Raw genomic sequence first — 12,267 nt, 5'->3', positions numbered from 1 at the left:
GAATTCTTCAATTAGAATTTGTATTAGTTCGGATTTTTCTTTTTAGGTATTTGGAATACTTACTGCTAATTGTCCGTAAACTGCGATTGTAAGTATTACATTTTGCGATGCTCTTCGATTCCGCAGCCCGTATACACTTCGCTTTCCGTGGGCGGCTGATGAGCCTCCTCGTGCTTACGCACTCCGGGGTCTCACCGATACCTCATCTCCCACAGGAGTCTCCGTGTATACGGGCTGCTAGTAAGTGCATATGCATATTTACTGACTTTGTTTTACATAAATAAAAGGAATCATTAAGCAAAACATCTGTGGTATTAGAGTTACAATAATACCACTAACTAGAGTTGATATCTTATCATATCACTTCACCAGTCCGGCATCGCTGCGGGCGGTGACTCCTGCTCAGAAAAGCACGATTCCGGCTGGCGACCCGAGAATATTACGTCGCATTTTACGTCAACTAAATATTATGATCTTACAGTAGAAAAATACGTTCTAAACTCCCTATCCCTATAATCGTACGTCATTTTGAGGCAAACATTTTAGTTATGTCCCTGCCTCTTTTTTTGTTGCTATTATATTTTATGTATTTTTTCACATACTAATATACAGCGATCGTTATAGCAGGAGGTACGTATGAGAAGAAATCGAAATCGTAAAACAAATACGGATTCTATTTTCCCACTGAAGATTGATGAGCTTAAAAAAATTATTAAAGATAAGTTCGAAAAAAACCCAGATTTAACATTTAATACGTATGAGCAGAACAACAAAAAGATTGCCGTTTTTTTTATATCTTATCAAACAGACCCGGATAAAGTGGAAAACTTTTTACTAGAACCGTTACTGAAAATAGATAAAGAGTGGACCGGACCAACTATAAAAAATGAAATTCCATTATCTCCTGCAGCTACTGCCAATAAGCTTGAAGATATATTGCGAAATTTAATTATTGGTGAAGCCTTTGTTTATGTAGAAGACGAAGATGCTGCTATTTCTTATGCATTAATACATAAAGAAAAGCGCCAAGTATCAAAGCCTGAAAATGAAACAGTCGTACTTGGCCCGCAGATAGCTTTCACGGAATCTTTGATTACAAATCTAAATGTTGTCCGGTGGAGCTTACGATCAACGGACTTAGTGTTAGAGAAGATTTTAATTGGAAAAAGAGCCCCCCGTGAGGTTCGTCTAATTTATATGAAATCTATAGCTAATGAAACACATGTAAATACAATGAGACAGAGACTTCAAGATTTAGATGTTGATGAAATAGAGGATAGTAATGTGTTGTCACAATATATAGAGGATTCATCATCAACGATTTTTCCGCAATTTTATACAACTGAATTGCCTGATCGATTTTGTTACACAGTTGGTAAAGGACGAATTGGTGTATTAGTTGAAAACAGTCCAACAGGAATATTGGCTCCTTCAACACTATTCAGTTTTTTAGAATCAACAGAAGATTTATATATGCGCTGGAATATGGGCTCATTTTTAAGGATATTACGCTTTGTTGCAATGTTTATTTCCGTCATTTTAACACCACTATATGTTGCAGCTGTAACGTATCATTATGAATTAATTCCCCCCCGTGAGCTTATTACACTTGGACAATCCAGGGCAGTTGTTCCATTTCCGCCAATAATTGAGGCATTAATTCTTGAATTTTTAATTGAACTCTTGCGTGAGGCCGGTGCAAGGCTTCCTACTAAAGTCGGGCAGACAATTGGTATCGTTGGCGGGGTAATTATCGGGCAGGCGGTTGTTCAAGCGGGATTAACAAGCAGTATACTAATAATCGTCATTGCGATGAGTGCACTTGCATCGTTCACAGCACCCAGCTATTTAATGGGAACAACTATCCGTGTCATTCGTTTTCCAATGATATTTTTAGCAGGAATGTTCGGTCTAATAGGAATTATTTATGGTATCTGTTTTTTAATAATTCATTTATTAAAAATTAAGTCATTAGGCGAACCCTATCTTGCACCTGTATACCCATTTCGCTGGGCTGATTTAAATAAAGCTTTATACCGTGCACCATACGCATATCAATATAAACGTTTTTTGTCATTCAGACCGAAAGATTTACTTCGTTTTAAAAAGCGTGAGGCAATTAAAAAGCACGATATAGATGAGTAGGTGGATCTGTGGATGTTAATGTAACCATAAAGGAAAATATACGTATCCGGGCGTTTTATTTATTTTTCATTATTGTATCCATCCAAATAGGTGTTGGACTCTTGGGTGCTCCTATGTATATTTTCACAGAAGCACGCCAGGATTCATGGATATCGATTATAATTGCGCTTGTTTATCTATTGCTCGTATTATTTGTCATGTTTCGAATTCTAAATCAATATGAAAACGCTGATATATTGGGAATTCAGGTTGATGTGTTTGGAAAATGGATTGGGAAGGCACTGGGAACGTTATATATTGTTCACATTACAATAGCGTTGCTGTCTGTCCTTGTTACGTATATTGAGGTAGTACAGATTTTTATTTTTCCGGAATTAAGCTCCCTTATTATCGGATTTCTATTGCTATCATTGATCATTTACGGTGTACTTGGTGGCATTCGGGTAGTCATTGGTATTGTGTTTATCATCTTTTTTCTAACTCACTGGCTTTTGTTTCTTCTTTATGAACCAGTTATGAGAATGGATATGACGCATTTTCAACCCATGTTCCATGCTTCCATTATCGAATTATTCAAAGGGGCAAAAGCAACATCCTATACATTTATGGGTTTTGAAATACTCTTTTTCCTTTATCCCTTCATACAAAACAAGGGCAAGGCTAAATTTCCTGTCTATCTAGGTGCATGCTGGTCGGCTGGAATCGTGTTAATTAATACTGTAATAGCAATTGGCTATTTCAGCCCGCATCAGCTTGAGCATTTGGAGTGGTCTGTCTTATCACTTTATAAAATCGTAACGTTTCCATTTGTAGAACGATTTGATTACATCTTTGTTGCAGTATGGATGATGGTGGTCTTAACCACTATGATGTTATTGATGTGGGCCATAACTTACGGATTAAAACGTTTGTATAAAATACCCCAAAAAACAACATTATATCTTACTTCGTTCATTCTTTTAGTTATTTGCGGGTTTATTTCCTATCACTATCTGGTAATTGCTTTAACAGATCAAGTTGCCAGAATTGGGTTTTGGATCACATATGTTTATCCATTCTTGCTATTACCGCTTGTACTATTAAAAAAGCGTTTTCGAAAGAATAAAAAGGGAAGTGAGGGGAAATGAAAAATACGTTATTAGGTATGTTGGTACTGTTAATGGTTCTTCTCACTGGATGTGTGCAGCCGAAACCAATAGAGGAGCTTGGAATCATAAATACCCGTGGTGTGGATATTATGGAAAATGATAAAATTGAAACAACATTAGTATTTTTAAAATTTAATTCCAGGGATCAGAATATATCCAAAACAATTACAGGAGTTGGAAATACTATAAAAAATGCCCGTAATAAGGCTAATTTCAAGAGTAACTTCCAGTTGACGCCAGGTCAAATCCGCTTGGAGATTTACGGCAAAACTACTGCTGAAAAAGGTTTGTTGCGCTATTTGGATACACTAATTCGTGACGCAAGAGTCTCTGATACAATGTATTTAACCGTAAGCGCAACGACCGCAAATGAAATAATTACTTCTACACAAAATCAAGAATCCGGCATGAATATTGGGAAATTTTTACATGACCTTATTGAACGAAATATTAAAGATGACACGATACCGCGTGTTACATTGCAGGATTTTGTTCACATGTTTTACGACAAGGGACAAGATCCTTACTTACCGATATTATCAATAAAAGACGATGCCCCGGCGATAACAGCCATGGCCATTTTTCAAGGGGATAAACTTGTTGGGCAAATATCGTTGGATGAAACGCTTTTATTAAATTTGTACAACAAAACATTCAATGTAGCACCATTAGAAATTTCATTACCTCAGAAACCCTTTGATAAGTTTCAGAGAAAGTCAAACCAGGATGGTCACGCAGAAGATAATTTTTATATTGTTATGACAGTGATAAATGGTGAAAGCAAAACCAAAATGGTTGACGTACAAAACCTTAAATTCCAGACAAACATAAATTTGGATGTTAGTTTATTAGAGTTAACGGAAGATATTAACATCAAAAATCCAAAGGTTATCAAACTTTTTGAAAAAGAGATAGAAAAGGATATTAAGCAGCAATATGAGAAACTTTTAAGTAAGTTACAGGAAATGAACGCGGATCCATTTGGTTACGGAAATATCTATCGTACGAAAAAACCGAGTGGCAATCTTACGGATTCAGATTGGAGGGACAAATTTCCAACAATAAAAGTTGATTTTAAAGTTAATGTACGGATTCTTCATCACGGAACTACACCATAAAGAAACTATAGTTGATTTATGGTTTGGATTAAAAGATTGTGCTTAATTAATTTCGAAAAGTGGGACTGTGGTATAACTGAAACTTTGGCTTAAAAGTTGACTTGTTACAGGATTGGATGGTTAAAGCGTTGTATTTCCAACGGTAAAAACATAATGAATACCAAAAAAGAGAAATCCGAACTAATACAAATTCTAATGGAAGAATTCACAGTTCGGATTTCTCCTTTGACTAAAATGCTTTTTGTCCTAGCCACTTATCCAATATAATCTTCACTCTCATTTACATCCTCTGCAACTAATCCAGACAATACATGTACACGCAAAATGAAGCCGATCAGCTTATCTTCTTCATTTACAACAGCTAATGGAAATTTGGATTCCAGCGTTTTGGCAATTAAATCGTTGACATATTCATCCCGTTGAACAACCGTAATATCAGTACGCAAAACATCCTCTAACGTTTTCTTTTCCTTTATTCCAGCAATTGCATCGTCTATCGTAACAATTCCTTTTACATGTCTCCCGCGATCTACTGCAAACACACTGGAAATATTGTTTTCTTCCATTTCTTTGATCGCAACATTTAATCCATCCTTCATTGAGACAAGTGCATTTGGTTTAATCATAACGTGCTCAGCCTGGAACACCTTTGAACGATCAATGTCCTTAATAAAATCGGATATATAATCGTTTGCAGGCTCTTCGATTATTTCCTCCGGTGTACCGACCTGAACAACCTTACCGTCCTTCATTACCGCTACCCGATCACCAATTTTAAATGCCTCATTTACATCATGTGTTATAAAGATGATTGTTTTTTGTAAGCGTTCTTGAATGTCCAATAATTCCAGCTGCATTTCGCGACGAATTAAAGGGTCCAACGCACTAAATGGTTCATCCATTAGCAAAATATCAGGATCATTCGCAAGTGCTCTTGCTAATCCAACACGCTGCTGCATTCCACCTGACAGCTGTTCTGGATATTTATCCTCGTACCCTTTCAATCCTACATTTTCTATATTCTTACGGGCAATTTCCTGACGTTCCTCTTTTGAGACATTACGTATTTCCAGTCCGTACTCCACATTTGCCAATACCGTACGATGATTAAACAGACCAAAATGCTGGAAAACCATTGCAACCTTTTCCTGTCTTACACGTTTTAATTCGGTACTATTGTATTTAACAATGTCTTCCCCATCAATAAAAATCGATCCATTTGTTGGTTTATTTAACAAATTAAAGCATCGAATTAAAGTGGATTTTCCGCTTCCTGATAAACCCATAATTACAAAGATTTCTCCTTGCTTTATTTCCATCGATGCATCATATACACCAACTGTATGACCCGTTTTCTCCAAAATTTCGTTTTTCTCCATACCATCCTTGATCATTGGAATAACAGACTTGGGCTTAGATCCAAATATTTTAGATACATTCTCAAGCTTTATTTTTGTTGTCATTCACTTATCCTCCTATGCTTCTGGAGTTTATCGGCGATTCCGTTCGTCACGCGGTCAATTATAATTGCTAAAAATACAATACTAATACCTGCTTCAAACCCTAGTGAAATATCGATACGATTAATCGAAACTAATACCTGCTCACCTAATCCTTGTGCCCCTACCATTGAAGCAATTACAACCATCGCAAGTGCCATCATCGTTGTTTGGTTAACACCAGCCATTATGGTAGGTAGTGCTTGCGGTAATTGAATTTTACGCAGCATTTGCCATTTCGATGATCCAAATGATTGGGCAGATTCGATTACCTCTTTATCAACACCGCGTATAGCTAGCTCGGTTAGTCTTATTACTGGGGGTAATGCATAAATTAACGTCGCAGCGATTGCAGAAATGTTTCCTAATCCAAAGAAGAAAATTGCAGGAATTAGATAGACGAAGCTGGGCATCGTCTGCATAGCATCAAGAATTGGCCGCATAACGGTTGAAAATCCTTTACTAAACGCCATCCAAATTCCAAGTGGTATACCAATTACCAGTGAGATAATTACTGCAGTTAATACCACTGCAATTGTAGTCATCATATCCTCCCACAAACCGAACGTGCCAATAAGGAAAATAAATATACTGTACAATACACCAGAAAATAATGATTTAAAATACCAGCCAAGTAAAAAGATTACAAGAATAAATGTCCACCATGGCATCCATAAGAGTGTTGTTTCAATGCCATTAATAATTTCAGAGGATAAAAGGTAAATAAAATCAAAAAAACCTTCCAGTGAAGAATCTAGAAAATCGACAAATTCCTCCACATAATCTCCTAACTGAGTAGTTATATCCGGAAAACTTCCCATAGACAGACTGTCAATGAAAACAGCCTATTCACCTCACTTTTTTCATTAAATTAGAAAAGCAGCCAACCTATTAGACCGGCTGCTTAGGATATGTTACTTCATGGATTCTTTTACTTTTTCTGCTACATCTTCTGGAACCCAACTAGTCCATAAATCTTCATGCTTATTCATCCACCATACTGCCGCTTCTTCAGCAGAAGCCTGATTTTCATCCATATACTTAAGTGCTTCCTCAGTCAAAGCACTTGATGTTTCGTAATTGCCAAGGAAGTCGACAATTTCTGGTGCTTGTTCAGGTAAATCTTTATGAACAGCGACAGTAACATCGTTCGGTGGAAATTCAGTTGCTTTGGTTTCCTCAAATACTTCTTTATCGTACTCAGGTTCCACGAGCAATGTTAAATCGTATTTAGCAGTTACTGCTGTTGGGGACCAATAGTACCCAACCCATGCTTCACCAGCATTAATTGCATCTGTTAATGATGCAACAATGGCAGCATCTGATCCAGGTTTAAAGTTTACAAATGTATCATTTAGTCCATATGCTTCCATTTTTTCAGAGATTGCTTTCTCCACTGCCCAGCCGCTTGGGGCATTGATTAACCGGCCTTTATCAGGCTCCGCTGGGTCGGCAAACAATTCGGGATACTTCTTAAGATCCTCCACCGTTTTTAAATCAGGTGCCATTGGTTCGATACCGCGTTCCTCATCACCCTCGATAACATATGTTGGTACATATAACCCTTGTACATTATCATCGAAATTTACAGATACTTCCTTTATATCCCCTTCATCAATTGCTTCTGTGTAAATTTCTTTAATGTTATCTGTCCACGCTTCCATATAGACATTGATATCTCCTTCACGCAGCCCTTGAAAAGTAGCTGCAGTTGAACCCGGTGTTACTTCCGTATCAATACCATAGCCCTCTTCTATTATTTTACGAGCAATATTATTGTGAATACGAATACTATCCCAACCCGCATCGGCAAAAGTAATTTTATCAATATCACCGCTTGCCTCATCTGAACCACTGCAGGCAGAAAGTACTAATAGGAAAGCAGCAGCAGACAAAACGATTAACTTCTTCATTTTATTTCCCCATTTCTTATTAAATTTTTTTCTTCCATAATGAAAATACAAAAGAAAATAATTACCAATATATTGAATTATTTAAAAATTATCCGTGTACCATTACGCATATCTTCTGATTGAAGTTTTATTTAGGCACTGTTTGAAATATACATTTCATTTTTACGGATGAGGATTATGTGTTCGAAACTATAAACCTGTGGAGGATTCAAAAGGAATTACGATGAACATAATGTAACTGAACAACATTATTAATTGTATCGAACCTAAAATTTTAATACAAACGGGATAATGCTCGAAAAAAAGAGATTATTGTCGATTACATAGTCTTAGCTTGTATATAATCATGTCTATTAGCCATATGGAAGCAAATGCTCCATATAACTCCATAATGTCAAACTGCGTTTAATAGTGTAATAGCTATTTACCCGAATAATAAAAACGTAAACCAAAAATTGCCTATTTTGTGACAATATGAAAATAGGTTGCCAATTCAATCTTAAATTTGATAGTATAGAATAGTTCAATAGGTGAACTATTCAACTAATGAACTATTCGCATAACTAAATGAAGGCAGGTGCAGTTTTTTGCAAATAGAGTTAAAGGAGCTAATTAATCGTTATCAGGATGCAATGAACAGGGTCTATCGCAATGTAAATATTATTATGAAAGATAAAATTCATTCAGATATTACGACGGATCAATTTTCCACACTTCAATACATTCAAAAACATAAGCAATGCACCAGTACGGATATTGCGCATGAATTCGGTGTTGGCAAAAGCGCCGTTACAGCACAAATAAATCGATTATACGAAAAAGGTTTAATCGAAAGAAATCGGGATGAGAGTGACAGGCGTAATGTTTATTTGCATGTTACAGAGAAAGGCATTGAGCTTGTTCATTACACAGAAGATGAAGTATATGCAGCGATTGGTAAAAACCTAACACATTTTGATGATGAGGAAATCCAATCATTTATTCGTTCCTTAGAAAAATTAGCATCTGTTATGGACAATGATCAAAGGGGAGTAAATTCATGAAACACATCATACGTTTTCGCTGGTTCATAGCATTTATATGGGTTGCTGCTGCAGCATTATTGTTTATTTTTTCCCCGAATCTGCAGGATTTAGTGGCAGAGAAAGGGCAAATAACCGTTCCTGAGGGATATACATCACAGGAAGCGCAAGCATTAATAAATGATATGTCACAGGACGAAAACAAAAACACTACAAGTACGGTTCTCGTTTTCCATGATGATAACGGACTGGATAATACTGAAAAAGAAAAAATTGAAAAAGCAATCAAGCAATTAAATAAAAATCAGGATAAGCTTGCAATTTCCGATATTCTGGCATTCTATGAGGATCCAGCAATTGCAGATCAAACCGTTTCTGAAGATGGAAAAACTATTATGGTTCCTTTTCAGCTATCATTGGAAAATCAGGATATTGAAGAATCGCGAAAAAAAATAAGCGAAACGGTTGAGAACATTGAAGTAGAGCACTATTTAACCGGTGAACAGCTAATTCAGCAGGATATACTTAAAAACTCCGAGGAAGGTTTAAAGAAAACAGAGCTAATCACAGTTGGGTTAATTTTAATTATATTATTTGTTGTATTCAAATCATTCGTCGCACCTTTTATACCGTTGTTGACGGTTGGAATCAGTTACCTTGCAGCCCAAGGGATCGTTTCTATTTTAGCGGACACTGCTGGTTTCCCATTATCAACATTTACACAAATTTTTATGGTAGCGGTCATGTTCGGTATCGGAACGGACTATTGTATTTTGTTAATCAGCAGGTTTAAGGAAGAAATTGCTAAGCATGATTCAATTAAAGATGCAGTCGCAACAACCTATAAATCCGGTGGTAAAACCATTTTCTTCGCCGGCTTAGCTGTATTAATCGGTTTTTCAACTATTGGATTGTCTACATTCTCACTTTATCAATCAGCTGTAGCGGTTGCGGTAGGTGTAGCCGTTGTTCTAATAGCTCTCGCAACGTTGGTTCCATTTTTCTTAGTTGTTTTAGGAAAAAAGCTATTTTGGCCATTTGATAAAAATGTTGCACATAAAGAAAGCCGCTTGTGGGGAACCGCGGGGAAATTTGCCTGGGGAAGACCCGTAATTGCTTTATTCATTGTCGCGGTCATTACGCTGCCATTTTTGCTAACGTATGATGGAGATAAATCGTATAACTCACTGGAGGAAATCGGTGATGAATACGGATCAGTAAAAGGATTTAATTGGATTGCAGACAGCTTCGGACCTGGTCAAACCATGCCAACATCAGTTGTGATGGAAACCGATGAACCAATCGATACTGTCAAAGAATACCAAGCAATTGAAAGTATATCACAAGAAATTGCTCAAATCGACGGTGTTGATCAGGTTCGCAGTGCTACTCGTCCAGCTGGTCAAATTATAGAAGATTTTCTGGCACAAAAACAAACAGGAATGCTAGCCGATGGAATTAATCAAAGTACAGATGGGCTCCAACAAATACAATCGGGTTTGCAAGAAGCAGCAACAGAACTGGATAAATCAGCACCACAATTAAAAGAAGCACAAAACGGTGTAGACCAGCTAATGCAAGGGACACAGGATGCCAATAATGGCATTGGTGAGATTAGTACCGCCTTGACGCAAATCCAGGATGGTATTGAATCCGGCTCACAAGGTGCGGGTGAAATAAAAGCTAATTTAAATACAATTAAGGAGAATTTGGATAAAACGATTGCAGGTAATAAGCAATTGTTGGCTGGATATCAAGGAATAGCTGATGGGCTGGAAGGTGTTGAAAAACAGTTTGTCGGCTCGGATAAACTGGTATCAGGCATAAAAACTGCTTACAATAGCTTGGAGGATGTTCTTAGCAATAATCCAGATTTGCAAAATGATCAAGATTTCATGACTGCATTCAAGACGCTTGAGAAAATGCAGGAACAAGCTGGATCAATGACTGAAATTCAATCAAAATTAAAGGAACAAGTTATTGCTCCACTAAACAAACTTAACAAAGGCTTCAGCGAATCAATCGCTGGCCAGGAACAGCTTTCAGTTGGCATAGGGAAATTGATTACCGGTATCGAGCAGCTTCAGTCCGGTCTAAACCAGGCAGCAAATGGGCAGAATCAGGTAGTTAACAATATACCTAGCCTGCAAGATGGGCTATCACAAATTTACGGTGGTCAAGAGGAACTAAAAACCGCATTTGCTGATATGCAGGATCAATTAAGTCAGTTATCTGGCGGATTATCAGATAGCTCTGACGGATTGAAACAAATTAATGATGGACTAACAGATGTTCAAGGTTATCTCGGGGAATTCAACACTGATTCTAATAAACCAGTTGTTGTCATTCCTGAAGAGGCACTTGAAAATGAAGACTTTATCGAGGGTACAAAACCGTATCTTTCTGACGATAAAACGATAACAAAATTCGAGGTTGTCTTAACGCATAATCCATATTCAACCGCGGCAATTCATATGGTGGATAAGATTGAAGGCAAAGTAAACGATGCAAAACAGGAAACAGTTTTTGCAGATAGCGAACCGAAGCTTGGTGGTATAAGCAGTACAAATAACGATTTGCAAAATATTTCTGATGCCGATTACTCTCGCACAGTATTTCTGATGATTGCCGGGATTTTCATTGTTTTAGTTATTTTATTAAGATCATTAGTTATGCCGATCTATTTAATCGGATCACTCATTTTAACTTACTTCACTTCAATGGGTGTCGCTGAATTGCTTTTCGTTCAATTACTCGACTTCGACGGTCTAACGTGGGCAATTCCATTCTTTGCATTTGTTATGCTTATGGCATTAGGTATCGATTACAGTATTTTCTTAATGGATCGATTTAATGAATACGGGGAATTCAAGATCAAGGATGCATTGTTACATTCAATGAAAAACATGGGAACGGTCATCATTTCTGCTGCCGTTATACTAGGCGGAACATTTGGTGCCATGCTCCCATCTGGTGTGCTATCTTTATTGCAAATTGCAACCGTAGTATTGACGGGATTGTTCTTATATGCATTCGTAATGCTGCCTTTATTTGTTCCAGTCATGGTACGACTATTTGGCAATGTAAACTGGTGGCCGTTTAAAAGGAAATAATTAATGAAATTACTATTAAGTGTCTGGGACAAAAGTATTTTAGTAAAAAAGAAATCCGAACTAATTCCTATATTAGTTCGGATTTCTCTTTTTGGGTATTCGTGATCCCTGTAGCTAATTGTCCGTAAACTGCGACATAAATGCTTGTGGTGATTTTGCATCATTTTGGACGCTCTTTGGTCCCGCAGCCCGTATACACTACGCTTTCCGTGGGCGGCTGATGAGCCTCCTCACGCTGACGTGAAGTGACCCCGAAAAATTAGACACATTAATTTATTAAGTTATCAAGCAGCTTGTAGGGCAAGATTT

The 12,267-nt window shown here is 37.1% G+C and carries 8 protein-coding genes; 5 read left to right on the top strand and 3 right to left on the bottom strand.

What is annotated here, in order from left to right; all coding sequences use genetic code 11:
* Window positions 1-636: 636 nt before the first annotated feature.
* From IEV74_RS16910 to IEV74_RS16900, 3 genes are read left to right on the top strand one after another with little or no spacing between them, the layout of a single operon-like run.
* Window positions 637-2,145: a spore germination protein gene (locus IEV74_RS16910; protein WP_188456549.1), complete on the top strand. Its 1,509-nt coding sequence runs from the start codon at window positions 637-639 to the stop codon at window positions 2,143-2,145.
* Window positions 2,146-2,153: 8 nt separating this feature from the next.
* Complete coding sequence (locus IEV74_RS16905; RefSeq protein WP_188456548.1) at window positions 2,154-3,272, top strand: GerAB/ArcD/ProY family transporter; 1,119 nt, start codon at window positions 2,154-2,156, stop codon at window positions 3,270-3,272.
* Window positions 3,269-4,411, top strand: a complete 1,143-nt coding sequence (locus IEV74_RS16900) for a Ger(x)C family spore germination protein (protein WP_188456547.1) — start codon at window positions 3,269-3,271, stop codon at window positions 4,409-4,411. The genes IEV74_RS16905 and IEV74_RS16900 overlap by 4 nt, the downstream gene beginning before the upstream one ends.
* A 254-nt stretch (window positions 4,412-4,665) precedes the next feature.
* On the opposite strand, the gene IEV74_RS16895 is transcribed toward IEV74_RS16900, so the two are convergent.
* From IEV74_RS16895 to IEV74_RS16885, 3 genes are all read right to left on the bottom strand, one after another.
* Window positions 4,666-5,874 carry a quaternary amine ABC transporter ATP-binding protein gene (locus IEV74_RS16895; RefSeq protein ID WP_188456546.1) on the bottom strand — a complete coding sequence of 403 codons (1,209 nt, stop codon included), beginning with the start codon at window positions 5,872-5,874 and terminating at the stop codon, window positions 4,666-4,668.
* The gene (locus IEV74_RS16890; protein WP_188456545.1) at window positions 5,871-6,731 is read right to left on the bottom strand and encodes an ABC transporter permease; all 861 of its coding nucleotides are present in this window, start codon (window positions 6,729-6,731) and stop codon (window positions 5,871-5,873) included. The genes IEV74_RS16895 and IEV74_RS16890 overlap by 4 nt, the downstream gene beginning before the upstream one ends.
* Before the next feature lie 93 nt (window positions 6,732-6,824).
* A complete protein-coding gene (locus IEV74_RS16885; RefSeq protein ID WP_188456544.1) occupies window positions 6,825-7,823 on the bottom strand; it encodes an ABC transporter substrate-binding protein in 999 nt (332 codons plus the stop codon).
* 587 nt (window positions 7,824-8,410) lie between these two features.
* On the opposite strand from IEV74_RS16885, the gene IEV74_RS16880 reads away from it, so the two are divergent.
* Both IEV74_RS16880 and IEV74_RS16875 read left to right on the top strand, forming a co-directional pair.
* Window positions 8,411-8,866, top strand: coding sequence for a MarR family winged helix-turn-helix transcriptional regulator (locus tag IEV74_RS16880; RefSeq protein WP_229683229.1), 456 nt, complete (start codon window positions 8,411-8,413; stop codon window positions 8,864-8,866).
* Window positions 8,863-11,958 carry an MMPL family transporter gene (locus tag IEV74_RS16875; protein ID WP_188456543.1) on the top strand — a complete coding sequence of 1,032 codons (3,096 nt, stop codon included), beginning with the start codon at window positions 8,863-8,865 and terminating at the stop codon, window positions 11,956-11,958. The genes IEV74_RS16880 and IEV74_RS16875 overlap by 4 nt, the downstream gene beginning before the upstream one ends.
* Window positions 11,959-12,267 lie beyond the last annotated feature (309 nt).

This window comes from Virgibacillus oceani (assembly GCF_014638995.1).
GTDB lineage: Bacteria > Bacillota > Bacilli > Bacillales > Amphibacillaceae > Virgibacillus_E > Virgibacillus_E oceani.
The sequence above is the reverse complement of the archived record's forward strand: the minus strand, read 5'-3'. Positions and strand labels throughout refer to the sequence as shown.

Excerpts from the sequence above, each read along its gene's own strand:
- IEV74_RS16885 (WP_188456544.1), bottom strand. The coding sequence starts at position 7,823 with ATGAAGAAGTTAATCGTTTTGTCTGCTGCTGCTTTCCTATTAGTACTT.
- IEV74_RS16875 (WP_188456543.1), top strand. The coding sequence starts at position 8,863 with ATGAAACACATCATACGTTTTCGCTGGTTCATAGCATTTATATGGGTT.
- IEV74_RS16895 (WP_188456546.1), bottom strand. The coding sequence starts at position 5,874 with ATGACAACAAAAATAAAGCTTGAGAATGTATCTAAAATATTTGGATCT.
- IEV74_RS16900 (WP_188456547.1), top strand. The coding sequence starts at position 3,269 with ATGAAAAATACGTTATTAGGTATGTTGGTACTGTTAATGGTTCTTCTC.
- IEV74_RS16910 (WP_188456549.1), top strand. The coding sequence starts at position 637 with ATGAGAAGAAATCGAAATCGTAAAACAAATACGGATTCTATTTTCCCA.
- IEV74_RS16890 (WP_188456545.1), bottom strand. The coding sequence starts at position 6,731 with ATGGGAAGTTTTCCGGATATAACTACTCAGTTAGGAGATTATGTGGAG.